This is a genomic window from Allobosea lathyri (genome assembly GCF_900108245.1).
In the GTDB taxonomy this organism is placed as follows: Bacteria; Pseudomonadota; Alphaproteobacteria; order Rhizobiales; family Beijerinckiaceae; genus Allobosea; species Allobosea lathyri.
The window spans coordinates 709584-735941 of the sequence record NZ_FNUY01000001.1; the positions used below are offsets into that span (position 1 = coordinate 709584).

Here is a 26358-nt window from a genome sequence, read left to right on the forward strand (position 1 = left end):
CATCCGATTCGTAAAAAGGCCCGGCACAGCGCCGGGCCTTTTTGTTTTTGCGCTCAGGCAGCGAGGCCGAGCAGTGCCCGCGCTTCCGCTGCCGTTGCCGGCCGCCGGCCGTATTCGGGGCAGAGCTCGACGATGCGTTTCACCAGCGCCGCGTTCGAGGGTGCGAGCGTGTCGCGGTCGAGCCGGACATTGTCTTCGAGCCCGGTGCGGCAATGGCCGCCGAGTTCGAGCGACCAGCGGTTGAGGGTGATCTGGTCGCGCCCGATGCCGGCTCCGGTCCAGGTCGCGTCCGGCGCAAGCCGCTTCAGCGTCGCGATGTAGAACTCGAACACCGCGCGATCGACCGGCATGGCGTTCTTCACGCCCATCACGAACTGCACATGCAGCGGCCCTCTGATCGCGCCCGCCACCTGCATCTCGACGGCCTTGAAGATCATCGAAAGGTCGAAGGACTCGATCTCGGGCTTGACGCCATGGGTCAGCATCTCGGCGGCCAGCCAATCGACGAGATCTGGGCTGTTCTCGTAAATGCGCGTCGGGAAATTGCAGGAGCCGGTGGAGAGCGAAGCCATTTCGGGCTTGAGCTGGATCATGCCGCCGCGCTCGCGGCCCGCGCCGGAACGACCGCCGGTCGAGAACTGCACGATCAGGCCGGGGCAGTGCTTGCGCAGGCCGTCCAGCAGCAGCGCGAAACGGCCGGGGTCGGAGGTCGGCATGCCCTCGTCGTTGCGCACATGGCAATGGGCCAGCGTCGCGCCGGCCTCGAACGCCTCCTGCGTGGATTCGACCTGTTCCGAAATCGAGATCGGCACGGCCGGATTATCGCGTTTGGTCGGGAGCGAACCGGTGATGGCGACGGTGATGATGCAGGGTGTCATGGGCTTCTCGCTCAGCGCTGGTCGTGCCGGGATTAAGGCCCGTCGAGGTGCCGTTACGCAAGCCTCCTCAGTGGGCCTGTGTCGGTTGGAGCAGAAGACCGTCGAGCATGACGTTGAAGGCAGCGATCGCCTTGCGCGAGACGGCCTGCGGGTCTGACGCATGGGCGATCCATTGCGCCGCATGCTGTGTCGCGCCCATCACGAGCCTTGCTGCTGCCTCCGGATCGACGGGCACGATGATGCCCGCCTTGGCGAGCCTGCCGATATCGTCGGTCATCGAGCGGATGCAGGCGTTCTGGATCGGCCAGTTCCAGGGATCGCCGAGCACGGCAGGCCCATCACGCAGCACGATGCGCTGGATCTCCGGTTCGAGCGCCATCTCGATATAGGCCGCGCACTCGTCGCGGAAGCCGGTCCAGGCGTCTGCAGCGCCGTGGGAGACGGCACGAAGCCGCACGGTCATTTCCGCATCGACCTGATCGATGACGGCGACGAGCAGCCCCTTCTTGTCGCCGAAATGGTGATAAAGCGCGCCGCGGGTCAACCCTGCTGCATGCGTCAGCTCATCCATTGAAGCTTCGGCGTAGCCGACCGTTCCGAAGGCATGGCGGGCGGCAGAGATCAGCCGGGCGCGGGTTTCCGCGATCATATCGGCGCGTGGCTTGCGGGCCATTCATGCCTCTTTCACATTGACATACGCAGCGTATGTTAATTGACATGCGCTGCGTATGCAATTAGTCATTAGCATACGCTGCGTATGTAAGCGGCGTTTTGCCTCAATGAAGATCGCTGCAATGGCCAATCCCTATCTCGAGCTCTTCAAGGCGCCTGGCGCCATCGCGTTCTCATCCGCCGGCTTCGTGGCCCGCCTGCCGGTCTCCATGGTGACGCTGGGCATCGTCACCATGATCTCGCAGGCGCGCGGGGAGTACTGGTTGGCCGGCGCGGTTGCTGCATCCTTCGCGCTCGCCAATGCGATGATCGCGCCGCAGGTTTCGCGCCTGGTCGATCGTCACGGCCAGCGCCGCGTGCTGATTCCCGCCGCTATCGCCGCTGTGCTCGCTTTGTCGGGCCTGATGCTTGCGACGCGGCTCGACGCGCCGGTCTGGCTGCTTTTCGCCTGCGCTTTCCTGTCCGGCGCGATGCCCAGCATCGGTGCAATGGTCAGGGCGCGCTGGACCGAACTCTACCGCGATACGCCGAAGCTGCGGACTGCCTTCGCCTTCGAATCGGTCGTGGACGAGCTGATCTTCATGGTCGGCCCGATCGTCGCCATCGGGCTGAGCGTCACCTTCTTCCCGGAAGCCGGTCCCCTGGCCGCGACCCTGTTCTTTGCCACGGGAGCCGTCCTGTTCTGTGCGCAGCGTCGGACTGAACCGGCAGTGCGCGTACGGGATGTGCGCGACGACGGGTCTGTGATCCGGCTCCGCCCGATGCAGGTCATCGCCCTCGTCATGGTGGCGATCGGCGCGATCTTCGGCACGTCCGAAGTGACGGCCGTTGCCTTCGCCGAGGCGCAGGGACAGAAGGTGGCGGCAAGCCTCGTTCTGGCAAGCTATGCGGCGGGTTCGCTGGTCGTCGGGCTGATATTCGGCACGCTGAAGCTGCGGGCGTCCCTGGCGACGCAATTTCTTGCTGCGATCATGCTCGCGGCGGCGACGACACTGCCGCTCTTGGCGATCGACGGGCTGGTTTCGCTGGCAGCCGTCCTTTTCCTCGCTGGAGCGTCGGTTTCGCCGACCATCATCATCGCGATGGGGCTGGTCGAGCGGATCGTGCCGCCATCCAAGCTTACGGAAGGCATTACCTGGGCGATGACCGGCATTGGCGTCGGCATGGCCTTGGGATCGTCTGCTTCGGGGTGGCTGATCGATACCTTCGGTGCCCCTAGCGGCTTCTGGGTGTCCGTAGCGGGCGGCGGCGTGGCGCTGGCGATCGCGCTGCTGGGCTATCGCAGTTTAAGTGGAGAAACCCGCAGCGTCGCGACCTGCGACGCCGCGGCATAGAGCATCGGCCCGAAAAGTGTAAAGCGGTTTTCGGAGAAAAGCCGATGCAAAATCAAAGACCTACACGATCGGCCCGAATATAGTATTCGGGCCGATCGTGTAGTCAAAGGGATGGTGAGAGCAGGGCTTGGCTCACCGAGCCTCAGCCATTGACCAAAGCCAGCGCTTCATCGCTGTAGCGCTTGCCTGCGACGCGGGCAGGGGACATCGCCTCGCCGATTCCGGCCAGCTCCGCCGGGCTGAGCGTGATCGCGGCCGCAGCCGTGTTCTGCTCGAGATGGCCGATCTTGCGCGCACCGGGGATCGGCACGATGAAATCGCCCTGATGCAGCACCCAGGCGAGTGCGAGCTGGGCGGTGGTGACCCCCTTCTGTCGCGCCAGCCGGGTCAGTTCCTCGACGAGCGCGGCATTCGCGGCCATTACGTCGGCCTGGAAGCGCGGCTGGCTGCGTCGCCAGTCATTGTCGCCGAGTGCGTCGGTATTCGGCAGCGTGCCCGTCAGAAGGCCGCGACCGAGCGGGCTATAGGGCACGAAACCGATGCCGAGCTCGCGGCAGGCGCCGAGCACCTCGGCCTCCGGATCACGGCTCCACAGCGAATACTCGCTCTGGACGGCGGCGATGGGGTGGACGGCATGCGCCCGGCGGATCGTCGAGGCACTCGCTTCCGACAGGCCGAGCGCCCGGACCTTGCCCTCGCGAACCAGCTCGGCCATGGCGCCGACAGTGTCCTCGATCGGCACGGCGGGGTCGACGCGATGCTGATAGAACAGGTCGATCACATCGATGCCGAGGCGCTTGAGCGAAGCTTCGGCCACGGCCTTGAGATGCTCGGGCCGGCTGTCGATGCCGGTCATGCGCGCCATGCCTTCGCCTTCCGGGCTGATCTTGAAGCCGAATTTCGTGGCGATCACCACCTTGTCGCGCACAGGCTTCAGGGCCTTGCCGAGCAGGATCTCGTTGTCGAAGGGGCCATAAACTTCGGCGGTGTCGAACAGGGTCACGCCGATATCGACGGCGCGACGCAATGTGGCGATGGCCTCGCTTTCCTCCTGGCCGCCATAGGCGAACGTCATCCCCATGCAGCCGAGGCCGACAGGGTAGACGCTCAGTTCCGTTCCAAGCTTGCGGTTTTGCATCACGGGCTCCTCTGCTGTGATGGCCGGGAAATGGGGCCGATCTCGCCGTTCGATAATTGGCTTGAACTCGCACGCTCTGATCTATGAAATAGATCAATGAATCGAAGCTATCTCTCCCAGCTGGTCGTTCTCGCGGCGGTCGCCCGCAATGGCGGCTTTCGTGGTGCGGCGAAGGAACTGGGCATAGCGCCCTCGGCTATCAGCCACGCGGTGTCCGCGCTGGAGAGCAGCCTCGGCGTGCGGCTGCTGGCGCGTACCACGCGTAGCGTCGCGCCGACCGAGGCCGGCGCTCAGCTTCTGGAACGGCTGGGCCCAGCGCTGTCCGAGATCGATCTGGCATTGGAGGCGGCCATCGGCTCGCGCGATGAGCCCGCCGGCAATCTCCGGCTGACCGTGCCACGCACGGCCGCCCATACTGTGCTGGAGCCGAAACTTGGCGCCTTCGCCGCCGCCTTTCCCGAGATCGTGCTGGACGTCGTCATCGAGGACAGGTTCACCGATGTCGTCGAGGGGGGCTTCGACGCCGGCGTCAGGCTTGGCGAGAGCCTGCAGCGCGACATGATCGCGGTGCGCATCGGGCCGCCGATTCGTTTCGCGGCTGTCGCCGCGCCATCCTACTTCGCTTCAAGGCCCCGGCCAGCGACGCCGCAGGATCTGGCGGGCCATCGCTGCATTCGCTTTCGCTTCGCCAGCGGGGTGATCTATCGCTGGGAGTTCGAGAAGGACGGCGTCGTCGTTGAGCCGCAGGTCGAGGGACCGCTGATCCTGAGCGTGGACCACGGCATCGTGCAGGCAGCGATCGACGGCGCCGGAATCGCCTTCCTGTTCGAGGACTATGCCCGCGACGCGATCGCGGATGGCAGGCTGGTCCGCGTGCTCGAAGACTGGTGCCAACCCTTCGACGGCTTCCACGTCTATTATCCCAGCCGTCGCCAGATGCGCCCGGCGCTGCGCGCCTTCATCGACTTCTTTCGATACGGCGCTGGGTAGGCTGTACTGCCGGGGATGCGGATGATTTCGCTGGCGAAGTGTGTGTCCTCGGCTCGATAGTGCCTGAGCGACATGGTGGAGTGGGACATGGACATGAACATGTCAGCACCGTCACGGCTCCGCGCTTGAAAGGCCGATAGGCAGCGCTCCTTCGAGACAAGGCAGCGTCGTGGCAGGTTGGATTGCCTGCGATCGGCGATCTGCCGCGTGCCGCACAGGGGCGCTGCAGGCTGGATTGAGCGATCCGGACATGGGCTCGCTTGCCACCACCTGCCTTTTCTGTCATATGCCCGGCCTTCGATCGCCCGGCTGATAAGGGCTGCCGTGGCGGTCGTGCTTTGCTTCCCCAAGAACCATTCTTGAACAAGCAAAAATGAAGCGGCGCATTGTTCGCGTCCGCGACCCATTGAGGAGTTGAAATGCCCAAGATCAAGACGAAGTCGAGCGCCAAGAAGCGCTTCAAGATCACCGGAACCGGCAAGGTGCTCTACGCACAGGCTGGCAAGCGTCACGGGATGATCAAGCGGACCAACAAGCAGCTCCGCAATCACCGCGGCACCAACGTTCTCTTCGAGGGCGATGCGGCCAACGTGAAGAAATATTTCCTCCCCAACGGCTGACGCCCCCTAACCTTTCCGGAGATCACACATGGCTCGCGTGAAACGGGGCGTAACGTCCCACGCCAAGCATAAAAAGACACTCAAGGCTGCGAAGGGTTTTTACGGCCGTCGCAAGAATACGATCCGCGCCGCCAAGGCGGCTGTCGATCGCTCGATGCAATACGCCTATCGCGACCGCAAGAACCGGAAGCGCTCGTTCCGCGCGCTCTGGATCCAGCGTCTGAACGCGGCAGTGCGTGAGCATGGCCTTGTCTACTCGATGTTCATCAACGGCCTTGCCAAGGCTGGTATCGAACTCGACCGCAAGACCCTGTCGGCAATGGCGATCGACGACGCAACGGCGTTCACCGCCGTGGTCGATACGGTCAAGGCCGCGCTTGCGGCCGAAGCCAAGGCCGCCTGAGGCGACCCACGCTCTTTATGGATAAGAAATAGGCCGGCAGCGATGCCGGCCTTTTTTCATGTCTGGAGCATGCTGTATCTGCTCGGAACCACCACGTCATCCCGGATCGCCGCCGCTTCGCGGCTTGTCCGGGCTGACGATGTGTTTTCCGTGAAAGTCGGAACGCGCCACGTCGATGTATGAACCTGTGGCGCGTCCCGGAATGACGGCAGTACCCCGTCATTCCGGCTTGATCACGTCTGCACGCTGTCCTTCGCCGCCGGTGTCCAGTCGTCGCCGGCGCCCTCGATGATACGCGCATAGGCCTCCTCGGGCGTATCGGCGTAGCAGAACAGTTGGAGGTCCTCCGGACGGATGAACCCGGCCTGCGCCATCGTCTCGAGATTGAGCAGGCCTTTCCAGAAGGCGCTGTCGTAGAGCACGATCGGCACCGGCGACATCTTGCCGGTCTGGGTCAGGGTGATGATCTCGAAGAGCTCGTCGAGCGTGCCGAAGCCGCCCGGAAACACGACCAGAGCCGCCGCCCGCATCGCCAGATGCATCTTGCGCATCGCGAAATAATGGAAGCGGAAGGTCAGGTCCGGCGTCGACCAGGCATTGGGGTCCTGTTCGTGCGGCAGGGTGATGTTGAAGCCGATCGAGAGCGCTCCGGCTTCCGTGGCGCCGCGATTGGCGGCTTCCATGATGCCCGGCCCACCCCCTGTCGCGATGACATGGTTGCGGCCGCTTTCGCCATCCGTCAGCGCGCCGCCGCGTTCAGAGGCGATGCGAGCGAAGGCTCGCGCCGCCTCATACCAGGGATTGCCTTCGCGCACGCGCGCCGAGCCGAAGACGACGATGGTCGAGACGATGCCGCGCGCCCGGAGATGCTCCTCGGCCTTCTGATATTCGAGCATGAAGCGCACGCCGCGCGTCGAATCGCTCAGGATAAAGTCGGGGTCGAGTGCTGCGAGCCGATAGGAGGGGGAGGTCTTCTGGGCGATGTTTTCAGGCATGGCGTCCATTCCGATGGGGCGTCCTGCATATCCGCCCGCAACTATCCTGTCGCCGCCGGCCGCAGCGACGAGGCGTCACGCCAGATATTTGCGCAGGATCCCAGCCAGGCGTTCGGCCCCCGAATTATGTGGCAGGAGCGTCAGGAAACGCCCATCGCGCCCCATCAGATCGGTCAGCGAGCCGTGGTCGACCGCATAGTCGCCGGAGGCATGATGGGCTTGCGTCAGCTTGCGGCGATGCACCTTGTAGGCCTTGGCGACTGCGGCGATCTCCTCTTCGCTGCCGGTAAGCCCGATCAGGCGCGGATGGAAGGCCGCGACATAGGCGGCGATGACGCCCGGCGTGTCATGGGCCGGATCGACGGTGATGAAGAGCGGCGCGACCTTCTCTGCCAACGGCCCGATCGCATCGAAAGCCTGCGCGATGATCGGCAGGTCGACCGGACAGGTATCGGTGCATCGGGTGAAGCCGAAATAGACCAGCATGAAACGGCCCAGAAAATCGGTGTCGCCGACGCGCTTGCCCGAATGGTCTGTGAGCGTGAAAGCACCGCCGAACTGCGTGGCAAGGCGATCTGGAGACGGGTTGGCCGCTATCGGAGCGGGCTGGTGGCCCGAATGCCCCTGCGCCGTCGCGCGCCCGGCGACGAAGGCGGCGAGGGCCGCCAGAACCTCCCTGCGCAGCATGATCACGGCTTCGGCTTGGGCAGCAGGCCCTTGATGCCGAACGGGCCGTCCTCGGCGATGATCCGGTTGGCCTGGGGATCGGCGCGCCACCATTCGGCAGCCTGGCCGTTGCGGGTCTCCCACTCGGCCTTGAAGCGCTCGGTCGGCGTAAACGGCAAAGCGGGGTCGGTTCGCACGCCCTGCACGAAGAACACTGTTATCGCGGGGTTTTCGATCAGGAGCCCGTCCGCTTCGATGTCACGGCCGCAATAACCGATCAGGTCGGGAACGGCTCCGGCGAAGTCGACATTGCCCTTCGCGATCAGCCGGAATGTGCCGTCTGCCAGCACGAGCCCGAGCTGCCGCTTGCCGCCGCCGCAATCGGGCGCACATCGGCCCTTGAGCTGGCAGAGCGCATCGACGACGCGCCCCTTCAGCACCGCCGCCTTTTCATGCGGAATGTTCCAGGCTTCGGCGGCGATGGCGTGAGCAGAGGTGAGAGCTCCTACCAGGACGAGACCTCGGAACCAGGTTGCGGCCTCGCCTTGAGTCCTCATCCTGAGGAGCCGCGAAGCGGCGTCTCGAAGGATGATCCAGAGACCGCTGGGAGCATCCTTCGAGACGCCATTCCCAACGGAATGGCTCCTCAGGATGAGGGCTCGGATGGGGCTGGCGTGACGTGGCGCCGTCACCGCTCAGTTCCCGAACGGCTGAATGCCGTATTCCTCATGGGTCATCGTGATCACGCCCTTGTCGTCGGCGATGCGGTCGACCAGCAAGTATTTCACGCCGTCGCGTTCCAGCAATTCTCCATCGACGCTGACCTCATGGGTCGCCATCCGCGCCACCCTGGGGTTGGCGACGCTGTCCTCGTCGTCGCCGATCTTCAGGACCAGATAGAGGTTGCCGCCGGCATCGCGGATGCTGACGGGAATGCCACCCAGGGCGCACCAGACCGCGCATTGATGATGGGCCGTGCCCTTGGCGAACATCAGCCCGCTGATCGAGCACCAGGTGTCGCTGATTTCGCCGGTGATGGTGACGCGCTGGCCGTCCTGCGCGAGCGCCGGCGTGAAGCCTGTTGATAGCAGCCCCGCAACCAAGATTGCCGCCCGCCATTGAGACATGATTGTCATGCGACTGCGCTCATCGGTGGGTAACGGCCCGGATTCAGCCCGGTGGCGATGCTTTGCCAGCGTGATTGCCTCTAGCCTCGCCGCTGGCGACACCCTAGAAGATGCCTCGCAAACGGACCAGAGCAGGTATGAACGAGATCGATAACTTAGGCGTGAGCCTCCTTGCCGACATCGCCGGTGCGCAGGACGAAGCCGCGCTGGAGCAGGTCAGGATCGCGGCGCTGGGCAAGGCGGGTTCGATCTCGGCCCTGCTCAAGACGCTCGGCGCGATGACGCCCGACGAGCGCAAGGAGAAGGGCCCGCTGATCAACGGGCTGCGCGACCGCGTTCAGGGTGCGCTCTCGGCTCGCAAGGACGCGCTTGGCGAGGCCGCGCTGGAGACAAGGCTCGCATCGGAGCGCATCGACATCTCGCTGCCCGTGCAGGACGGGCCGGAGGCGCGCGGCCGCATCCACCCGATCAGCCAGGTCATCGACGAGATCACCGCGATCTTCGGCGATATGGGCTTTGCCATCGCCGAAGGCCCGGATGTCGAGACCGACGACCTCAACTTCACCAAGTTGAATTTCCCCGTCGGCCATCCGGCCCGCGAGATGCACGACACCTTCTTCTTCCACCCGGACGCGAATGGCGAGCGTAAGGTTCTGCGCACGCACACCTCGCCGGTGCAGGTCCGCACCATGATCGCGCAGGAGCCGCCGATCCGCGTGGTCTGCCCGGGCCGGACCTATCGGATGGATTCCGACCAGACGCACACCCCGATGTTCCATCAGGTCGAGGGGCTGGTGATCGATAAAAAGGCCCATATGGGCCATATGAAATGGGTGCTCGAGGAGTTCTGCAAGGCGTTCTTCGAGATCGACAACGTCAAGATGCGCTTCCGGCCGTCCTTCTTCCCCTTCACCGAGCCATCGGTCGAAGTCGACATCCAGTGTTCGCGCAAGGGCGGCGAGATCCGCTTCGGCGAGGGCGACGACTGGTTGGAAATCCTCGGCTGCGGCATGGTTCACCCGAACGTGCTCAGGAATTGCGGGCTCGATCCCGAGATTTATCAGGGCTTCGCCTGGGGCATGGGCATCGACCGCATCGCCATGCTGAAATACGGCATGCCGGATCTGCGCCCCTTCTTCGAGGCCGATGTCCGCTGGCTCGCGCATTACGGCTTCCGGCCGCTCGACCTGCCGACGCTGACAGGCGGGCTGTCGTCATGACCATGCCGGCGGGCCGAGGGAGGCAGCGATGAGTCTGGCGGGATGGGCAGGGCTGTTCGCGGCGCTGGCCGTCGCGACCAACCTCCTGTGTCAGGCCATCGCCTTTGTGCGTCTGCGTCGCAAGGATGCCGGCTCGGCTTTGCTCGACGAGTTGCCGCCGGTCACGATCGTACGGCCGGTGCGCGGCATCGAGGCCTTCAGCCGGGAGACGCTGACATCGGGCCTGACGCTCGACTACCCCGACTACCAGACGAGTTTCTGCGTCGCCGATGCCGACGATCCGATCGTACCGCTGATCGAGGAGCTGATCGGGCGCTACGGCTCCGACCGCGTGCACCTGATCACCGGCGACGTCGCGGTCAGCGCCAATCCCAAGCTGAACAATTGCGTCAAGGGCTGGGAGGCGGCGACGAGCGAATGGGTCATCCTGGCCGATTCCAACGTGCTGATGCCCAGGGACTATATCCAGCGTCTCATGGCTTCGTGGCGTCCCGATACCGGGCTCGTCTGCTCGACGCCGGTGGGCTCGCGCCCGCAAGGATTCTGGGCCGAGCTGGAATGCGCCTTCCTCAATACCTTCCAGGCGCGCTGGCAATATGCCGGCGAGGCCTGCGGCTTCGGGTTCGCCCAGGGCAAGTCGATGCTCTGGAACAAGCCTTTCCTCGACGCCAATGGCGGCATCGCGGTACTCGGCGAGGAGATCGCCGAGGACGCAGCCGCAACCAAGCTCGTGCGCCGCGCCGGCAAGCACGTTCACCTTGTCGGCCAGCCCTTCGAGCAGCCGCTCGGCGAGCGTTCGCTCTATGATGTGGTCCAGCGGCAGTTCCGCTGGGCGCGTTTGCGGCGGGTGACGTTCCTGCCCTTCTTCGCTCCGGAGATCCTGTCGGGACCACTGTTGCCGGCCCTGGCCGCCGCCTTTGCCGGACCGGCTTTCGGCCTGTCCGCCTGGCTCGGCCCCGTATTGGTCCTGTTGCCCTGGTATGTCGCCGAAATCGGGCTGGCCTACGGTGTCGGCTGGTATCTGTCCTGGCGCATGCCCTTCGCCCTGCTGTTGCGCGACCTGATCTTTCCCTGCGTCTGGGGTTATGCCTTCATCGCCGGCGAGGTCAGCTGGCGCGGTAATTCCATGAAGATCCGGACGGATGGGGAGGATGAGCTCAACGCTTCCGCCCCGACCCTGTCCCCTGCCAATTTGAGAAGCGACGGACGCCCATGAAGTTCACTCTGTCCTGGTTGAAAGACCATCTCGACACCGATGCGTCCATCGACACCATCGCGGACACGCTGACCCGCGTCGGCCTCGAGGTCGAGGGCGTCGAGGACAAGGCCAAGGCGCTGCAGGCCTTCACCATCGCCTATGTCATCGATGCCAAGCAGCACCCCAATGCCGATCGCCTGCGCGTCTGCATGGTCGATACCGGCAGCGGCGAACCCGTCCAGGTCGTCTGCGGCGCACCCAATGCCCGCACCGGCATGAAGAGCGTATTTTCGCCGCCGGGCACCTACATTCCCGGCAAGGACATCACGCTCGGCAAGGGTGTCATCCGCGGCGTCGAGTCGAACGGCATGCTCTGCTCGGCGGCCGAACTGCAGCTCTCCGAGGATCATGACGGCATTATCGACCTGCCCGAGGATGCTCCCGTCGGCCAGCCCTACGCCACCTATGCAGGCCTCAGCGATGCGGTGATCGAGATCGCGGTGACGCCGAACCGCGCCGATGCGCTCGGCGTCGCCGGCATTGCGCGCGATCTCGCCGCGGCCGATATCGGCACGCTGAAGACACCCTCGGTGGGCCCCCAGCGCGGCGGCTTTCCCTGCCCGGTCAAGGTCAGGCTCGACTTCGCGCAGGACGACAGGAAGCTCTGCCCGGCCTTCGCGCTGCGGCTGGTCCGTGGCGTCAAGAACGGTCCCTCGCCGGATTGGCTGCAGGCGCGCCTGCGCGCGATCGGGCTGCGGCCGATCAATGCGCTGGTCGACATCACCAATTTCATGACCTTCGACCGCAGCCGGCCGCTGCATGTCTTCGATGCCGCCAAGGTCAATGGCGATCTCACGGTCCGTCGCGCCAGGGCCGGCGAGACGATCCTGGCGCTCGACGGCAAGACCTACGCCTTGACCGACGAGCAGGTCGTGATCGCCGACGCTCATGGCGTGGAATCGCTCGCCGGCATCATGGGCGGCGAGGCGTCCGGCTGCGATGAATCCACCACCGATGTGCTGGTCGAAAGCGCGCTCTGGGATCCGCTGAACATCGCCCGCTCGGGCCGCGCGCTCGGCATCAACTCCGATGCGCGCTATCGTTTCGAGCGTGGAGTCGATCCCGATTTCTGCCGCCCGGGCCTCGATCTCGCGACCGCGTTGATCCTCGAACTCTGCGGCGGCGAGGCCTCCGAGATGGTGTTCGAGGGCGATCTGCCCGAAAGCGCCGGCTCGATCGATTTCCCCTGGTCGGAGGTCAAGCGCCTGACCGGGCTCGATCTGCCGCAGGCCGAGATGAAGCTGGCGCTGACCTCGCTCGGCTTCCATGTGTCAGGCGCGGGCGAGCGCGTCCGCGTCGCGGCGCCGTCCTGGCGCGGCGATGTCGGCGGCAAGGCCGATCTGGTCGAGGAAATCCTGCGTATCGCCGGGCTCGACCGCGTCACCTCGACGCCACTGCCGCGCATCAAGGGCGAGGTCATCAAGCCGGTCCTGACCGTGCTGCAGAAGCGCACGCGCGCTGCCAAGCGCCTGCTTGCCAGCCGCGGCCTGGTCGAGGCGGTGACCTGGTCCTTCATCTCGCATGATGCCGCAAAGCTCTTCGGCGGCGGCTCTCGCCAGCTGACGCTGGCCAATCCGATCGCGGCCGATCTCTCGGACATGCGGCCTTCGCTGCTGCCGGGACTGATCCGCGCGGGGCAGGTCAATGCCGATCGCGGTTTCGGCGATGTCGCCTTGTTCGAGGTCGGGCAGGTCTTCAAGGACGATACGCCCGATGGGCAGCTGATCGCGGCTGCCGGACTGCGGCGCGGCTCCGCGCGGCTTGAAGGCACCGGCCGGCATTGGGACGGGGCGGCCAAGACAGTCGATGCCTTCGACGCCAAGGCCGATGTGATGGGCCTGCTGGCCGGGCTCGGCGTCGCCGTCGGTGGCCTGCAGATCGTGGCCGGTGGACCCGCCTGGGCCCATCCCGGCCGCTCGGCGACGCTCCAGTTCGGCCCCAAGGGCATCATCGGCGCCTTCGGCGAAGTGCATCCCAAGGTTCTGAAGGCGCTCGACGTGAAGGGACCGCTGGTCGCCTTCGAAATCCATCTCGATGCGCTGCCGCTGCCGAAATACAAGCCGACCAAGGTCAAGCCGAAGCTCACCCTCTCCGGCTTCCAGCCTGTCATGCGAGATTTCGCCTTCATCGTCGAGAAGAGCGTTGCGGCCGGCGATATGATGAAGACCGCGCAGAACGCCGACCGCGCTCTGATCACGGAGGTCGGCGTGTTCGATCTCTATGAAGGGCCGGGCGTCGATGCGGGCAAGAAGTCGGTCGCGCTGGCGGTCACGCTGCAGCCCCTCGAAAAGACGCTGACGGAAGCGGAGATCGAGGCGGTGGGCGCCAAGATCGTCGCCGAGATGGCCAAGCGCTATGGCGCCGCGCTGCGGGGGTAGGGGGGCGTCATGGTCGGGCTTGACCCGGCCATCTCGGAAACCAGCTCTCCCGGCATGGAGATTCTCGGGTCTTCGCTTGGCCCGAGAATGACGGGCCGCCGCTATTGATCAGGATTGTGTAATAATCAACGCGGGCAATCCCTGAGAAATCGGGCTATCGCCTTTGGATTGTTGCAACCTTGCGGCCCTGATGCGCGTCACTGAAATTCCTGTCGAAGACAGCCTCTTTCCCGGTTTCCGCCTGCTCGATGTCGCGACATCGGGTGCGCGTATCCGTGTGCGCACGGGCGGCGAGGGGCCTCCCTTGCTCCTGCTTCACGGTTATCCGCAGACGCATGTGCTCTGGCATAAGGTCGCAAACCTGCTGAAGCACCGCTTCACGCTCGTCTGTGCCGATCTGCGCGGCTATGGCGACAGTGACAAGCCGCTGACCGATGGCGAGCATTTCCCCTATTCCAAGCGCGCCATGGCGCTCGATATGGCGCAGGTTATGAGCACGCTCGGCCATGAGCGCTTTGCCGTCGGCGCCCATGATCGCGGCGCTCGTGTCGCTCATCGCCTGGCCCTCGACCATGCCGATCGCGTCACGCGGCTGGCGACGCTCGACATCGCGCCGACGCGCGAGATGTATGCCAACACCACCGACGCCTTCGCCCGCGCCTATTGGCACTGGTTCTTCCTGATCCAGCCCGCGCCGTTTCCCGAGCGCATGATCGAGGCCGATCCGGAAGCGTATTGGCGCAAGAAATGCGGCTCTGGTTCTGCTGGACTCACGCCCTTCGCGCCGGAAGCGCTGGCGCATTATCTGCGCTGCTTCTCCGATCCCAGGACGATCCATGGCAGTTGCGAGGATTATCGCGCCGCCGCGACCGTCGATATCCACCATGACGATGAGGATGGCGGCCGCAAGCTGACCCAGCCTTTGCTGGCATTATGGGGCGAGAACGGCGTGATATGCCGCTGTTTCGAGCCGCTGGCGCTCTGGCGCGAGCGCGCGCACAACGTCCAAGGCCACGCACTCCCGGGCGGGCATTATCTGGCGGAGGAGATTCCTGATCTCGTCGCCGCCGAATTCACGGCCTTTTTTGGAGAAGCCCCATGAGCGTCACTGGCAAGTCCGGGACCAATCGCGTTTACCGCATCGCCGCCATCGCCGGCGACGGCATCGGCAAGGAAGTCATGCCCGAGGGCCTGCGCGTCCTCGAAGCCGCCTCGAAGAAATACGGCTTCGAAGTGCAGCTCGACGAGTTCGATTTCTCGTCCTGCGACTATTACGCCAAGCACGGCAAGATGCTGCCCGACGATTGGAAGGACCAGATCGGCGGTCATGACGCGATCTTCTTCGGCGCTGTCGGCATGCCCGCACAGGTGCCCGACCACATCTCGCTCTGGGGCTCGCTGCTGCTGTTCCGGCGCGAATTCGACCAATACGTGAACCTGCGCCCGGTCAGGCTGATGCCCGGCGTGCCCGGCCCGCTGGTCGGCCGCAAGCCCGGCGATATCGACTTCTTCGTCGTCCGCGAGAACACCGAAGGCGAATACTCGTCGGTCGGCGGCAGGATGTATGCCGGCACCGAGCGCGAAATCGTCATGCAGGAGACGGTGATGAGCCGCGTCGGCGTCGATCGCGTGCTGAAATACGCCTTCGAACTCGCCATGCGCCGCCCGCGCAAGAAGCTGACCTCGGCCACCAAGTCGAACGGCATCGCGATCACCATGCCCTACTGGGATGAGCGGGTGAAGGAGATGGCCAAGAACTATCCCGACGTCACCGTCGACCAGTACCATATCGACATCCTGACCGCGCATTTCGTGCTGAATCCTGATCGTTTCGACGTGGTCGTGGCCTCCAACCTGTTCGGCGATATCCTCTCCGATCTCGGCCCGGCCTGCACGGGCACGATCGGGATCGCGCCGTCCGGCAACATCAACCCGACCGGCGATTATCCCTCGCTGTTCGAGCCGGTCCATGGCTCGGCGCCCGATATCGCGGGCAAAGGCATCGCCAATCCGATCGGCCAGATCTGGTCGGCCGCGATGATGCTCGATCATCTGGGCGAGACGGAAGCCGCCAAGGGCATCGAGGCCGCGATCGAACGGGCGCTGGGCGATGCCCGCACCCGCACCCGCGATCTCGGCGGCACGCTTGGGACGGCCGATGCCGGCAAGGCGGTGGAACAGGCGCTGGGCTGAGAGCTGACGCTTCCAGCTGGAACGGGACAGAACCCGTCGAGTTGGCTAGAAGTTTGGGCGCGATGCCGGAAGGGGCTGACTTGATGGATATGTCTTCGATTTCTTTCGTCGATCCCCTGATTTGGGGGAAGCTGGTCGAGATCATCGCGCTCAATATCGTCCTGTCCGGTGACAATGCGGTCGTGATCGCGCTGGCGTGCCGGGCGCTGGCGCCCAACCAACGTGCCAAGGGGATCGCGCTGGGCGCCGGCGTCGCCGTCGTCCTGCGCGTCCTCTTCACGGTGCTGATCGCGTCGCTTCTGAACGCGCCCTTCCTGCGCATCATCGGCGCGGCGCTGCTGATCTGGATCGCGGTCAAGCTGATCCTCGAAGACGGCGAGGGCGATGAGAACGCCGTCGCCGCCAGCAGCAAGCTCTGGAAGGCGGTGCAGACGGTTGCGATCGCCGACATCGTCATGAGCCTCGACAACGTGCTGGCCATCGCCGCCGTCGCCAAGGACTCGATTCCGCTGTTGATTGCGGGGCTGGTGATCTCGATCCCGTTGATCGTGCTGGGCGCCTCGCTCATCACGAACCTGCTGACGCGTTTTCCGATTCTGGTATGGGCCGGGGCGGCTCTGCTGGGTTGGGTGGCTGGCGACATGTTCGACAGCGACCCTTGGCTCATCACGCGCTTTGGCGCGGATGCGCTGCACAGCCTCGAATATCCGGTTGCTGCTCTGGGCGCGCTTCTCGTGCTCAGCCTTGGCTACTGGTTCAAATCACGCCGGCCTGATCCGGCCCTCTGACACAGGGACAGACCGAACTATGGATTTCTCATCATCCCAATTCTGGGTGTCGTTGCTCCAGATTATCTGGATCGACCTCCTTCTATCGGGAGACAACGCGGTCGTGATCGCGCTCGCCTGCCGGTCGCTGCCTGAAAAGCAGCGCAAGGTCGGCATCTGGCTGGGCGCCTCCGCGGCAATCGGCCTGCGCATCATCTTCGCGCTGGTCGTCAGCTATCTGCTGGGCGTGCCCTTCCTCAAGGTGATCGGCGGCGTGCTGCTGTTCTGGATCGCCATCAAGCTCGCCATGGGCGAGGAGGAGGTTCATGGCGAGATCGCAGCCAGCGAAAGCCTCTGGAAAGCGGTTCGCACGATCGCGATCGCCGATGCGGTGATGAGCCTCGACAACGTCATCGCGATTGCCGCTGCCTCGCGCGGACACCCTGAGCTGTTCATCTTCGGCCTGCTGCTCTCGATCCCGCTGATCATCATGGGCGCGCAGTTCCTGACCGCGATCATCACGAAATACCCGATCCTGATCTGGCTCGGTGCTGCCCTGCTGGGCTGGATCGCGGCTGAGATGCTGCTTAGCGATATCGCCGTTCTGCAGTGGCTCCAGGTCAATATGCCGAGCTGGGTCGCGCCTGTGCCCACCGATGTCAGCGCGATCGGTATCGGCCCTGCCAAGGTGCCGCACTATGTCAGCTCCGTGCTGGGTGCCCTGTTCGTCTGCGCGGTCGCCTATGTGCTGAAGAAGCGTCGTCCGGCTCAGACTGTCTGAGCCTTCGACTTCAATCGAGAACGATTATCGCGGCGGCCAGGCTTTCCTGGCCGCCGTTTTTTATGAGGCGGGTGTCTCCCTCGATTCGTAGCTTGCGCACAGGGTCGGTCAGGAAGAACCGCTGCCCCGCCGAAAGCGTCACGGCAAAACTCTCCGGCGAGCGGGCAAAGCCGGTGCCCAGCGCCTTCACATAGGCTTCCTTGGCGCTCCAGATCTGCGCGAAGGCGGCGGCGCGCTTCGCTGCCGGCAATTCGAGCAGCGCCGCGCGCTCGTCGGGGTGCAGGCTGGCGAGCGGTGGCTCGGTCGTGCCTTCGATCTGCTCGACGTCGATTCCCGTCGGCCGCTGTGCCAAGGCGATGGCCACTACGCCAGCCCGTGTCGCCAGCGAGAGATGCAGGCCGAGCGGCACGGGCCCCAGCAGCAAGGGCTGGCCGCGTTCGTCATGCCCGATCTCGATGGCATCGTCGGGAAGCGCGAGCTGCCGGGCGATGATGCCCCGCGCCGTCTCGCGCCGGAGGCTGGAGCGCCCCGGCAGATGCTCCGGCCGTTGATCGGTCGCGATCAGCCAGGCGGCCGGCAGCGCAGTCGCGATCGCATCGGGAGAGGTCAGCCAGATCATCGGCGGCAGGTTAGCTGCCAGCCCGCGCCCTGTCGCCGCCTTGCGCGCCGAACATGCGGTGCCGTTGTGGAAGCCCGTTGACCTGCGAGCCGCTTCGGCCTTTGGAAAGAGCCATGACAATGCCCGAACCGAAGCCGCAGGCAAAGACCCTGATCACATCCGCGGGCATGCTGCTCGGTGTCCGCCGGGTGTCCGTGCTGATGCCGGGGATCGTCGTCTTCGCCGTCGCCTTCGGCGCGGCGGCGTCGGCCAAGGGCTTGAGCCTGTTCGAGACCGTGCTGATGAGCGCCATCGTCTATGCCGGCGTCGCGCAGCTGGTGGCGATGGAGCTCTGGCGTCCCGAATGGACCTGGGGAGCGATCGCCGGTCTGGCCGTCGTCACGGCGACCGTGAATGCCCGCATGGTCTTGCAGGGCGCCTCGCTGCAGCCCTGGTTCGCGCCTTACCCGAAATGGCTCAACGCGCTGCATCTCTTCTTCTTCACCGACGCCAACTGGCTGATCGGCACGCGCTACCATTCCGAAGGCGGGCGCGATCTCGGCGTTCTCGTCGGCGCCGGGCTCGCTCTGTGGCTGGTCTGGATCGCCGCAACCATTCCCGGCCATGTGCTGGGAGCGCTGATATCCGATCCCAGGGCCTATGGCATCGATCTGGTCATGCCGATCTTCTTTGCCGCCATGATCGTGCCCCTGTGGCGCGGACGGCGGGCCCTGCTGCCCTGGGCGGTGGCGGGCGCGGTCGCCCTGGTCACGGCGAAGCTCGTCGACGGCTACGCCTTCATCATCGTCGGCTCGCTGTCGGGCGCGCTCGTGGGAGCGTTTTCCGATGACGCTGCCTGATCCCGGCGCCTGGGGCGCGATCATAGCAATCGGCGCCATGGCGCTGGCGACCTATCTGTGCCGGATCTCGGGCGTGGCGATGATGGGCTTCATCCCGCTGACCCCACGCGTCAGGCGCGGTCTTGCGGCTCTGCCGGGCTCGATCGTGGTCGCGACGGTGGTTCCCCTCATCGAGCGCCTGGGAATGGCGGCGGGGCTGGCCTTGCTGGCGGCTGTCGGCAGCATGGTGTTGCGGCGCAGCGAATTGCTGGCGCTGATCGTGGGCATGACCGTCGTGTCGGTCGCCCGCGCATTCGGCCTCTGATCCATCACCTGTTCCGATTGCTTCCATCACATCCCGTCATCACGGCTTGAGGGTCTGTCTGTTGACGCGGACGGGCGCGCGGCAGACGGTGGCCCGGCAGATTTGAGACAGCAGGAGTGCCTTGATGGCCTGGTATTCGCAGACATGGACCTGGTTCGAAGGAGCTTGGCACGAAGGTAATCCCGGCCTTGTCGGCCCGCGCAGCCACGTGATCTGGCAGGCCTCCTCCGTCTTCGACGGCGCGCGTTACTTCGACGGCGTTGCGCCTGACCTGGCCCTGCATGCCGCTCGTGTCAACCGCTCGGCCGCTGCGCTCGGCCTCAAGGCGACGGCGACCGTCGAAGAGATCGTCGGCAAGACGCTCGAGGGCGCCAAGAAATTCACCAGCGGCGTGCCGCTCTATGTGAAGCCGATGTACTGGGCCGAGGCCGATGGCGTTTCGACCATCATCCCCGACGCGGAATCGACCAAGTTCTGCCTCTGCCTGTTCGAGGCGCCGATGGGTGATCCGGGCGTCGGCATGTCCGTGACGCAGGGCGCGTTCCGTCGCCCGACGCTGGAGACGATGCCGACCGACGCCAAGGCGGGCTGCCTTTACCCGAACAATGCCCGCGTCCTGCGTGCCGCCAAGGCCGCCGGCTTCGACAATGCGCTTGTGCTCGACATGCTCGGCAATGTCGCGGAGACCGGAACGTCCAACATCTTCCTCGCCCGCGACGGCGTGGTGAAGACCCCCATCCCGAACGGCACATTCCTGAACGGCATCACCCGCCAGCGCGTGATTTCGCTGCTGCGTCAGGATGGCGTGACGGTCGAGGAAACCAGCCTGCGCTATGAGGATTTCGTGCAGGCCGACGAGATCTTCTCCTCGGGCAACTACTCCAAGGTCGTGCCGGTCGGCCGGATCGACGACAGGGTTCTCCAGCCCGGCCCGTTCTATCGCAAGGCGCGCCAGCTCTACATGGACTTCGCCCACTCCAAGGCCTGAGGCGGGCCGGCGGGCTTGGGCCTGCTGATTTCGCTTGGAGCATCGGCCCGAAAGTGGAATGCGGTTTTTGAGAAAAGCCGATGCAAAAACAAAGAGCTGGATCATCGGGCCGGATACGATATCCGGTCCAATGATCTAGCGCAGCAGCCGGAGCAATCCGGCTGCCTTCAGCCCGCCCAGCACGATCGGCACGTAAAGCCCGGCGGCAACCAGGCCGGCAATCGCAAGCGCGACAAGGCGCGGCTGCACGGGGAAACTCGCCAGAGCCGTGAGCAGGACGGGGGCGAGCACGCGGGCGGCGAGCCCCGCAATGACACTGCCGGCCAGCGTGATGACGACAAGGCCCCAGAGATGCCTGTCGGGCCGCGCCCAGCGTCGTCTGACGCCGAGCACAAACAGCAGCACGACATTGATCCAGGCCCCGGCCGCCGTCGCCAGCGCCAGCCCCGGTGCACCCCAGTCGCGCCAGAGCAGCAGCTTCAGCCCGACATTGGCGGCGATGGCGCAGAGCGAGACGATCATCGGCGTCGTCGTGTCGCCGCGCGCCTGGAACGTCGAGACCTGCGTGCGGATCAGCACGATCGCGGGCAGGCCGATGGCATAGGCGAAGAGCACGGCGCCCGCTGCCTGGCTGGCGGCGGCGTCGAAGCGTCCACGCTCGAACAGGGCGGAGACGATGAGTTCGGGGATGGCCAGGAAGGCGGCGGCAAAGGGCGCCGCGGCGACGATCGTCAGCGCCACCGCCCGGTTCTGCGCCTTGTCGGAGCCGGAAAGATCTCCGGCGGCGATCAGGCGGCTCATCGTCGGCAAAAGCACCGTGCCGACGCCGATGGCGATCACGCCGATCGGCAGCTGGTAAAGACCGCCAGCGTAGTACAGCGCCGAATAGGCGCCCGCCGGCAAGAGCGAAGCGATGATCGTATCGGCGAAGAGCGCGATCTGCACGCCCGCCGATCCGATGACGGCGGGTCCGAAGGCCTTCAGGAACGCCTTGACGTTGATGTCGAGGCGAGGGCGCGTCACCGCGGCAGCCACGCCCGCCCGGCTTGCCGCGAACGCCACCAGCAGCCACTGCAGCAGGCCGGAGATCGCGACGCCCCACGCCGCTGCATAGGCCGCGCTTGGAAACAGGAACGCGACGGTCAGCGCCGCGATCAGGCTGAGATTCAGCAGGATGGGCGCTGCTGCGGCGGCCGCGAATTTGTCGACCGCGTTGAGATTGGCCGAGAGCAGCGTCACCAGCGTGATGAAGAGCAGATAGGGAAAGGTGATCCGGGTCAGCGAAACCGCAAGCTCGAAGCGCTGCGGGTCGTTGACGAAGCCGGGCGCGAGCATGCGCACGATCTCGGGCATGAAGGGCAGGGCCAGCGCCAGCAGCGCGATCTGGACGATCAGGTTGAGGCTGAAGACGCGGTTGGCGAAGAGCGTCGCCGTGGCCTGATCCGCCTGCTGCCTGATCCGCGAATAGGCCGGGATATAGGCCTGATTGAAGGCGCCCTCGCCGAAGATGGTCCGGAAATGGTTAGGCAGGCGCAGCGCGACCGAAAACGCATCCATCATCGGCCCGGCGCCAAGCACGGCTGCAAGCACGATGTCGCGCACGAAGCCCGACATGCGCGAGAGCAGCGTGAAACCACCGACGGAGAGGATTTTTCGGAGCATTGCTTACCTTGGGCGGTCCGGGGCTTGAGCCCTCATCCTGCGAATCTGGCCTGAGAATAGGATTGAGCTTTCAACGGCCTCGCGATCATCGAATGAAATGCCGTCATCCCGGGCGTAGCGCAGCGAAGACCCGGGATCCATTCCGGAACACAGGTCGGCCATGCCTGGGAATGGATCCCGGGTCTCCCTGCGGTCGCCCGGGACGACGGCGTTCTGGTGAAGACTATCCAAGCCGTTGATTCCGCCGCCTGCTTTCAGACCGGACTGTGGACAGCCGCATAACGGCGTCTCGAAGGATGGTCCAGTTCCCCTTCAGCGGATCAGCGGCGGCAGGGCGTCGCCGCGCGGGTGGTCGACGGTGCGCGCGTCGAAGCCGACGCGCTCGCCGATCAGATAAAGCGGCCTGCGCTTCACCTCGGCGAAGATCCGCCCGACATACTCGCCGATCAGACCCAGCGAGATCAGCTGGATGCCCGAGAAGAACATGATCGAGACGATCAGCGAGGGGAAGCCGGGCAGGTCCGTCCCATAGAACAGGGTCCGGATCATGAAGTAGAAGGCCGTGCAGGTTGCGATGATGGCGATGACGACCCCGGCCCAGGTCGCGACCTTCAGCGGCACGGTCGAGAACGAGGACAGGCCGTCGAAGGCGAAGCGGAACAGCTTGCGGAAGCTGAACTTGGATTGGCCATGCTCGCGCTCGGCGACCTCGAAGGTCACGCCGACCGAGCGGAAGCCGACCCAGGCGTAAAGCCCCTTGGAGAAGCGTGCGCGCTCGGGCAGCGCCCGCAACGCATCGACCACCTTGCGGTCGAGCAGGCGGAAATCGCCGGCGCCCTCGGGCAGTTCGGTTTCGCCGAAGCTGGCGAAGAGGCGGTAGAACAGCTTGGCGAAATTGCGCTTCAGCCGGCCTTCGCCCGCGCGGTCGGCGCGCTGGCCGTAGACGTTGAGAAAGCCCTCGCGCCATTTCTCGAGGAACAGCAGAATGGTCTCCGGCGGATGCTGCAGGTCGGCGTCCATGATCACGACCGCGTCGCCCGAGGCATGGTCGAGCCCGGCCGCGATCGCGATCTCCTTGCCGAAATTGCGGCTGAACGAGACAGCGTTGATGCGCGGATCGGCAGCGCTCAGCAGCTTGAGCACAGACAGGGTCCCGTCGCGGCTGCCATCATCGACGCAGACCAGTTCCCAGGACGAAACCGCTCCGTCCAGCAGGGGCCGCAGCCGCTCGACCAGCAATGGCAGATTATCCGCCTCATTGTGGACGGGCACGACGATCGAGAGCTCAGGCCGGGCGGATTTGGCCGGAGGCACCGCCGAGGATGGTATGGACGACGTTTCAGACACGAATGACCTTTCGGCACCTACCGCTTCGACACGGGTGACGCGCCCCGCACAGAACCGTAAAGCATGCGGGCTCACAAGCCCGTGCCGGGCTTTAGAGCATGATGCCGAAAAGTGGGAACCGGTTTTCGGATACCATCATGCGCCCTCCAGAGTTCATGATGCCGAAAAGTGGGAACCGGTTTTCGGATACCATCATGCGCGCTCCATTTCGGACTACGTCATCGTCGAACTTTACAGTGTCGTGACTGAACCAGGGACAACAAACGAAATGGCAAGCGGTTTTGTTCTCTGCGCCGACGATTTCGCGCTGACCGAGGGCGTCAGCCGCTCGATCCTGGACTTGCTGGAACAGGGCAAGCTCTCGGCCACGGGCGCGATGACCAACCGGCCGCATTGGCGCAGGCTGGCGGGCGAACTCGGACGGTTCAGCGGAAAGGCCGATCTCGGCCTCCATCTGAACCTGACCTGCGCCGCGCCGCTCGGCAAGATGCCGCGCCTCGCAGCGGGAGGCGAGCTGCCGAAGCTGGGCGAGCTGGCGCGGGCTGCCGCGACGTCGCCCAGCGCGCGCAAGGAGATCGCCGCCGAAATCACGCGCCAGCTCGATGCGTTCGAGGATGCGCTGGGGCGGGCTCCTGATTTCGTCGACGGGCACCAGCATGTCCACGTGCTGCCCGGTGTGCGCCGCGCTGTGCTTGATGCGGTGGCGCGCCGCTATTCTGCCGGCGCGATCTATCTGCGCGATCCGGCGGACGCTGTCGGCGCAATCCGCGCGCGTGGCGTGGCGGTTGGCAAGGCGTTGACCATCTCGACGCTGGCGCTGGGCTTTCGCGGAGCGGCGCTGCGGCGCGGTATGCGCGTCAATCGCGGCTTTTCAGGCGTGGCGCCTTTCGATCCCACGCGCGATTTCGGCGCCGACCTCGCCCGTTTCCTCGTCCAGCCCGGCCCGGCCCATCTGGTGATGTGCCATCCCGGCTTCGTCGATGACGAGCTGGCCCGGCTCGATCCGGTGATCGCGACGCGGCCGATCGAGCACGCCGCGCTGGCGGCTTTCAGTCCGCCGGCAGCGCTGCCGATGGTTCGCTTCGAGGTCTTGCGATAGCCCCGGAAGTACAATTGACCCAGCGTAAATCGGGGCTTTCCGCAATCGATTGTTTACCAAGCTCGGGCAGGGTGAATGCGGGGGCTTGCCGGGGGCGGCTTCCGCAGTTGTGGCCGGGTCCTAGGAATATCAGCTCAATGATGTGGTTCAGGCGAGCGGGTCATGCGACTGGCACAGCGCCGGCGCTTGCGACCGGCAACGGCTCGCGTTCGCTCAGCCGCCAGATCGCCGCAGCTGCCGTGGCGATCGTTGCTGTGGCGATCGTCTTCGTGGTGCTCGCAGCTGCCCGCTACAACGATACCCGGACGCGCGACGATCTCGAGCAGAAGATGACCGCCCTGACGCTGATGGTGGTCAACGCCTCGCCATCGCTGATCCTGGCGCGCGATACCAACACGCTCGGCTATATCCTGGAATCCCTGCGCCGCGACCCCGATTTCGATGCCGGAATGGTCGCCGACGATGTCTCGACCCTGGCGAGCTCAGGTCGCACCGAGGAATCGCGCCTGTCCTTGACGCCCCGTACGCTGAAAGCCGCGCTGGGCAAGGATCCCTGGGAGGCGCTGGCGAACTCGACTTCAACCGAGATCGAGGACAAGACCTTCGTCACGAAGATCCATGTCGTGCGGGTCGGCGGTCATCAAAAGCAGATCGGCTACGTCGCCATTCGTTTCGACAAGACCCGCCTCGTCGCGCGCGTTGCCCTGGAGCAGTTCGTCACGATCGGCTTCGGCATCCTGATCCTGATCGTGCTGGGGCCGCTGCTCTGGTACTCGCTGTCGCGGACCATGAAGCCGCTGAAGAGCATGACCCGGGCGATCGTCAGCATTTCCGATGGCCAGCTCGACACCCCGATCGACGCGATCGGCCGCCGCGACGAGATCGGCGCTATCGCCCATGCGCTCGGCATCCTGAAGATTCGTCTGGCGGAGCGGGCGACCCTGCAGGAGAAGCAGCATCTGTCCGAAGCAGAACGCCAGCAGCACCAGCAGGGCATCGATGAGGCGATCGACCTGTTTCGTGGCGAGGTCGGCGTGGCGCTGGAAGCGTTCAAGAGCAATGCCGACCGGATGAGCGAAGCCTCGGACGGTCTCGCCCGCGTCGCGGCGGAATCGTCGGGCCGCGCCGCCCGCGCCGCGCAGAACGCCCATGGCGCGTCGGGCAATGTCGAGAACGCGGCCCAGGCCGCGGAAGAAATGGGCGCCGCGATCCGCGAGGTCGAGTTCCAGGTTCGCCGCGTCCGCACCGAGATCGTCGAGGCTGCATCGATTTCGCGCGACACTGCCAGCTCCGTGCGCGCCCTCGACGAGACCGCCCGCGCCATCGGCGAGGTCGTCAATCTGATTCGCGATATCGCTGCGCAGACCAATCTGCTCGCGCTCAACGCCACGATCGAGGCGGCGCGTGCGGGCGAAGCCGGGCGCGGCTTTGCCGTCGTCGCCTCCGAGGTCAAGAGCCTGGCCTCGCAGACCGCCGATGCGACTGATCGCATCGTCACCCAGGTCGGCGCCATCCAGGGCGCGACCGGCGAGGTCGTTGGCGCGATCCAGAACATCGCCGAGCGGATGAGCGCAATCGAGAAGTTCGCCAATTCCGTTGCGACCTCGATCGAGCAGCAGGCTATCGCGACCGGCGAGATCGCCAGCGGCGTCGCAATGGCAAGCTCCTCGGCGCTTTCCGTTTCCAGCGATCTCAGCGTGCTCGCCGACAGCGTGGAGGAAACCGGCCGCTCAGCCGAGCAGGTGCGCGGCGCGGCCGGCGAGGTCGCCGCCCAGGCGCTTCGCCTGCGCTCGACGGTCGATCAGTTCCTGCACAGCGTCGCAGCCTGAGAGACCGTCTGAAAATTCCTACAGCCCTCATCCTGAGGAGCCATTTCATCAGAAATGGCGTCTCGAAGGATGCTCCAGCTGGTTCGAGAGCCTCCTGAAACATCCTTCGAGACGCCGCTTCGCGGCTCCTCAGGATGAGGGCTGAATTATCAAACAGTCTCTGAGAGGCGAGGCATTGCAGACAAGAAAACGGGGCCGTGAGGCCCCGTTTCCGTTCGATAGCTTACGTGAGCGGTGCTCGGCTGCTCAGG

At 65.2% G+C, this 26358-nt stretch carries 26 protein-coding genes; 16 read left to right on the forward strand and 10 right to left on the reverse strand.

Translation table 11 applies throughout. From position 1 onward, the window contains the following. Positions 1-53: 53 nt before the first annotated feature. Together C4S73_RS03220 and C4S73_RS03225 are read right to left on the reverse strand one after the other, a co-directional pair. Positions 54-878 (reverse strand): 3-oxoadipate:acetyl-CoA acetyltransferase, encoded by an 825-nt coding sequence (locus tag C4S73_RS03220; RefSeq protein ID WP_103870986.1) that lies wholly within the window; start codon positions 876-878, stop codon positions 54-56. 67 nt (positions 879-945) lie between these two features. Further along, positions 946-1551, reverse strand: coding sequence for a TetR/AcrR family transcriptional regulator (locus tag C4S73_RS03225; RefSeq protein WP_103870987.1), 606 nt, complete (start codon positions 1549-1551; stop codon positions 946-948). Positions 1552-1657: 106 nt separating this feature from the next. On the opposite strand from C4S73_RS03225, the gene C4S73_RS03230 reads away from it, so the two are divergent. Next, positions 1658-2884 carry an MFS transporter gene (locus C4S73_RS03230; protein WP_342210557.1) on the forward strand — a complete coding sequence of 409 codons (1227 nt, stop codon included), beginning with the start codon at positions 1658-1660 and terminating at the stop codon, positions 2882-2884. Positions 2885-3026: 142 nt separating this feature from the next. Here the strand turns inward: C4S73_RS03230 and C4S73_RS03235 are convergent, their stop codons facing one another. Continuing rightward, positions 3027-4022, reverse strand: coding sequence for an aldo/keto reductase (locus tag C4S73_RS03235; protein WP_103870988.1), 996 nt, complete (start codon positions 4020-4022; stop codon positions 3027-3029). A gap of 96 nt (positions 4023-4118) precedes the next feature. Between C4S73_RS03235 and C4S73_RS03240 the strand changes: the two genes are divergently transcribed. The 3 genes from C4S73_RS03240 to rplT all read left to right on the forward strand — a co-directional run bounded on the left by C4S73_RS03240 (position 4119) and on the right by rplT (position 6035). After that, complete coding sequence (locus C4S73_RS03240) at positions 4119-5012, forward strand: LysR family transcriptional regulator (RefSeq protein WP_103870989.1); 894 nt, start codon at positions 4119-4121, stop codon at positions 5010-5012. Positions 5013-5431: 419 nt separating this feature from the next. Next, entirely contained in the window at positions 5432-5632 is a 201-nt protein-coding gene (gene rpmI / locus C4S73_RS03245) for a 50S ribosomal protein L35 (RefSeq protein ID WP_066609790.1), read from the forward strand. A 28-nt stretch (positions 5633-5660) separates the two neighbouring features. Next, complete coding sequence (gene rplT, locus C4S73_RS03250) at positions 5661-6035, forward strand: 50S ribosomal protein L20 (RefSeq protein ID WP_103870990.1); 375 nt, start codon at positions 5661-5663, stop codon at positions 6033-6035. A 233-nt stretch (positions 6036-6268) separates the two neighbouring features. Here the strand turns inward: rplT and C4S73_RS03255 are convergent, their stop codons facing one another. The 4 genes from C4S73_RS03255 to C4S73_RS03270 form a co-directional block, all read right to left on the reverse strand. Beyond that, positions 6269-7030, reverse strand: coding sequence for an LOG family protein (locus tag C4S73_RS03255; protein ID WP_200827906.1), 762 nt, complete (start codon positions 7028-7030; stop codon positions 6269-6271). A gap of 75 nt (positions 7031-7105) precedes the next feature. Continuing rightward, entirely contained in the window at positions 7106-7717 is a 612-nt protein-coding gene (locus tag C4S73_RS03260; protein ID WP_160115658.1) for an SCO family protein, read from the reverse strand. A gap of 2 nt (positions 7718-7719) precedes the next feature. After that, positions 7720-8253, reverse strand: a complete 534-nt coding sequence (locus C4S73_RS03265) for a hypothetical protein (protein ID WP_103870993.1) — start codon at positions 8251-8253, stop codon at positions 7720-7722. A gap of 138 nt (positions 8254-8391) precedes the next feature. After that, positions 8392-8832: a hypothetical protein gene (locus tag C4S73_RS03270; RefSeq protein ID WP_146071264.1), complete on the reverse strand. Its 441-nt coding sequence runs from the start codon at positions 8830-8832 to the stop codon at positions 8392-8394. Between the two features lie 128 nt (positions 8833-8960). Between C4S73_RS03270 and pheS the strand changes: the two genes are divergently transcribed. The 7 genes from pheS to C4S73_RS03305 all read left to right on the forward strand — a co-directional run bounded on the left by pheS (position 8961) and on the right by C4S73_RS03305 (position 17420). Beyond that, on the forward strand, positions 8961-10043 hold the full coding sequence (gene pheS, locus C4S73_RS03275; RefSeq protein ID WP_103870995.1) for a phenylalanine--tRNA ligase subunit alpha: 1083 nt from the start codon (positions 8961-8963) through the stop codon (positions 10041-10043). A gap of 28 nt (positions 10044-10071) precedes the next feature. Further along, entirely contained in the window at positions 10072-11259 is a 1188-nt protein-coding gene (locus C4S73_RS03280; protein ID WP_103870996.1) for a ceramide glucosyltransferase, read from the forward strand. Then, complete coding sequence (gene pheT / locus C4S73_RS03285; RefSeq protein ID WP_103870997.1) at positions 11256-13679, forward strand: phenylalanine--tRNA ligase subunit beta; 2424 nt, start codon at positions 11256-11258, stop codon at positions 13677-13679. The genes C4S73_RS03280 and pheT overlap by 4 nt, the downstream gene beginning before the upstream one ends. A gap of 190 nt (positions 13680-13869) precedes the next feature. After that, a complete protein-coding gene (locus tag C4S73_RS03290; protein WP_103870998.1) occupies positions 13870-14781 on the forward strand; it encodes an alpha/beta fold hydrolase in 912 nt (303 codons plus the stop codon). Next, positions 14778-15872, forward strand: coding sequence for a tartrate dehydrogenase (locus C4S73_RS03295; RefSeq protein WP_103870999.1), 1095 nt, complete (start codon positions 14778-14780; stop codon positions 15870-15872). Before C4S73_RS03290 ends, C4S73_RS03295 begins: the two co-directional genes overlap by 4 nt. Before the next feature lie 89 nt (positions 15873-15961). Continuing rightward, positions 15962-16660 (forward strand): TerC family protein, encoded by a 699-nt coding sequence (locus tag C4S73_RS03300; RefSeq protein WP_103871274.1) that lies wholly within the window; start codon positions 15962-15964, stop codon positions 16658-16660. 19 nt (positions 16661-16679) lie between these two features. After that, a complete protein-coding gene (locus tag C4S73_RS03305; protein WP_103871000.1) occupies positions 16680-17420 on the forward strand; it encodes a TerC family protein in 741 nt (246 codons plus the stop codon). A gap of 10 nt (positions 17421-17430) precedes the next feature. On the opposite strand, the gene C4S73_RS03310 is transcribed toward C4S73_RS03305, so the two are convergent. Further along, positions 17431-18159, reverse strand: coding sequence for a 4'-phosphopantetheinyl transferase family protein (locus C4S73_RS03310; protein WP_103871001.1), 729 nt, complete (start codon positions 18157-18159; stop codon positions 17431-17433). Here C4S73_RS03310 and C4S73_RS03315 point away from each other — a divergent pair. From C4S73_RS03315 to C4S73_RS03325, 3 genes are all read left to right on the forward strand, one after another. After that, positions 18153-18878, forward strand: coding sequence for an AzlC family ABC transporter permease (locus C4S73_RS03315; RefSeq protein ID WP_244595412.1), 726 nt, complete (start codon positions 18153-18155; stop codon positions 18876-18878). The two genes, C4S73_RS03310 and C4S73_RS03315, sit on opposite strands and share 7 nt — an antisense overlap. Continuing rightward, entirely contained in the window at positions 18865-19182 is a 318-nt protein-coding gene (locus tag C4S73_RS03320; protein WP_103871003.1) for an AzlD family protein, read from the forward strand. The genes C4S73_RS03315 and C4S73_RS03320 overlap by 14 nt, the downstream gene beginning before the upstream one ends. 124 nt (positions 19183-19306) lie before the next feature. Further along, the gene (locus C4S73_RS03325) at positions 19307-20170 is read left to right on the forward strand and encodes a branched-chain amino acid aminotransferase (protein WP_103871004.1); all 864 of its coding nucleotides are present in this window, start codon (positions 19307-19309) and stop codon (positions 20168-20170) included. 135 nt (positions 20171-20305) lie between these two features. Here the strand turns inward: C4S73_RS03325 and murJ are convergent, their stop codons facing one another. Beyond that, the gene (gene murJ, locus C4S73_RS03330) at positions 20306-21832 is read right to left on the reverse strand and encodes a murein biosynthesis integral membrane protein MurJ (RefSeq protein ID WP_103871005.1); all 1527 of its coding nucleotides are present in this window, start codon (positions 21830-21832) and stop codon (positions 20306-20308) included. Between the two features lie 312 nt (positions 21833-22144). Next, positions 22145-23179, reverse strand: a complete 1035-nt coding sequence (locus C4S73_RS03335) for a glycosyltransferase family 2 protein (protein ID WP_244595413.1) — start codon at positions 23177-23179, stop codon at positions 22145-22147. A 268-nt stretch (positions 23180-23447) separates the two neighbouring features. Here C4S73_RS03335 and C4S73_RS03340 point away from each other — a divergent pair, with 268 nt between their 5' ends. Both C4S73_RS03340 and C4S73_RS03345 read left to right on the forward strand, forming a co-directional pair. After that, positions 23448-24278, forward strand: a complete 831-nt coding sequence (locus C4S73_RS03340) for a ChbG/HpnK family deacetylase (RefSeq protein WP_160115659.1) — start codon at positions 23448-23450, stop codon at positions 24276-24278. Between the two features lie 137 nt (positions 24279-24415). After that, complete coding sequence (locus C4S73_RS03345; protein WP_103871008.1) at positions 24416-26107, forward strand: methyl-accepting chemotaxis protein; 1692 nt, start codon at positions 24416-24418, stop codon at positions 26105-26107. Positions 26108-26358 lie beyond the last annotated feature (251 nt).

Excerpts from the sequence above, each read along its gene's own strand:
- rplT (WP_103870990.1), top strand. The coding sequence starts at position 5,661 with ATGGCTCGCGTGAAACGGGGCGTAACGTCCCACGCCAAGCATAAAAAG.
- C4S73_RS03305 (WP_103871000.1), top strand. The coding sequence starts at position 16,680 with ATGGATTTCTCATCATCCCAATTCTGGGTGTCGTTGCTCCAGATTATC.
- C4S73_RS03300 (WP_103871274.1), top strand. The coding sequence starts at position 15,962 with ATGTCTTCGATTTCTTTCGTCGATCCCCTGATTTGGGGGAAGCTGGTC.
- C4S73_RS03280 (WP_103870996.1), top strand. The coding sequence starts at position 10,072 with ATGAGTCTGGCGGGATGGGCAGGGCTGTTCGCGGCGCTGGCCGTCGCG.
- C4S73_RS03255 (WP_200827906.1), bottom strand. The coding sequence starts at position 7,030 with ATGCCTGAAAACATCGCCCAGAAGACCTCCCCCTCCTATCGGCTCGCA.
- C4S73_RS03270 (WP_146071264.1), bottom strand. The coding sequence starts at position 8,832 with ATGACAATCATGTCTCAATGGCGGGCGGCAATCTTGGTTGCGGGGCTG.
- pheT (WP_103870997.1), top strand. The coding sequence starts at position 11,256 with ATGAAGTTCACTCTGTCCTGGTTGAAAGACCATCTCGACACCGATGCG.
- C4S73_RS03315 (WP_244595412.1), top strand. The coding sequence starts at position 18,153 with ATGACAATGCCCGAACCGAAGCCGCAGGCAAAGACCCTGATCACATCC.
- C4S73_RS03240 (WP_103870989.1), top strand. The coding sequence starts at position 4,119 with ATGAATCGAAGCTATCTCTCCCAGCTGGTCGTTCTCGCGGCGGTCGCC.
- murJ (WP_103871005.1), bottom strand. The coding sequence starts at position 21,832 with ATGCTCCGAAAAATCCTCTCCGTCGGTGGTTTCACGCTGCTCTCGCGC.
- C4S73_RS03225 (WP_103870987.1), bottom strand. The coding sequence starts at position 1,551 with ATGGCCCGCAAGCCACGCGCCGATATGATCGCGGAAACCCGCGCCCGG.
- C4S73_RS03220 (WP_103870986.1), bottom strand. The coding sequence starts at position 878 with ATGACACCCTGCATCATCACCGTCGCCATCACCGGTTCGCTCCCGACC.
- C4S73_RS03260 (WP_160115658.1), bottom strand. The coding sequence starts at position 7,717 with ATGCTGCGCAGGGAGGTTCTGGCGGCCCTCGCCGCCTTCGTCGCCGGG.
- pheS (WP_103870995.1), top strand. The coding sequence starts at position 8,961 with ATGAACGAGATCGATAACTTAGGCGTGAGCCTCCTTGCCGACATCGCC.
- C4S73_RS03295 (WP_103870999.1), top strand. The coding sequence starts at position 14,778 with ATGAGCGTCACTGGCAAGTCCGGGACCAATCGCGTTTACCGCATCGCC.
- C4S73_RS03290 (WP_103870998.1), top strand. The coding sequence starts at position 13,870 with ATGCGCGTCACTGAAATTCCTGTCGAAGACAGCCTCTTTCCCGGTTTC.
- C4S73_RS03340 (WP_160115659.1), top strand. The coding sequence starts at position 23,448 with ATGGCAAGCGGTTTTGTTCTCTGCGCCGACGATTTCGCGCTGACCGAG.
- C4S73_RS03345 (WP_103871008.1), top strand. The coding sequence starts at position 24,416 with ATGATGTGGTTCAGGCGAGCGGGTCATGCGACTGGCACAGCGCCGGCG.
- rpmI (WP_066609790.1), top strand. The coding sequence starts at position 5,432 with ATGCCCAAGATCAAGACGAAGTCGAGCGCCAAGAAGCGCTTCAAGATC.
- C4S73_RS03230 (WP_342210557.1), top strand. The coding sequence starts at position 1,658 with ATGAAGATCGCTGCAATGGCCAATCCCTATCTCGAGCTCTTCAAGGCG.
- C4S73_RS03325 (WP_103871004.1), top strand. The coding sequence starts at position 19,307 with ATGGCCTGGTATTCGCAGACATGGACCTGGTTCGAAGGAGCTTGGCAC.
- C4S73_RS03265 (WP_103870993.1), bottom strand. The coding sequence starts at position 8,253 with ATGAGGACTCAAGGCGAGGCCGCAACCTGGTTCCGAGGTCTCGTCCTG.
- C4S73_RS03235 (WP_103870988.1), bottom strand. The coding sequence starts at position 4,022 with ATGCAAAACCGCAAGCTTGGAACGGAACTGAGCGTCTACCCTGTCGGC.
- C4S73_RS03320 (WP_103871003.1), top strand. The coding sequence starts at position 18,865 with ATGACGCTGCCTGATCCCGGCGCCTGGGGCGCGATCATAGCAATCGGC.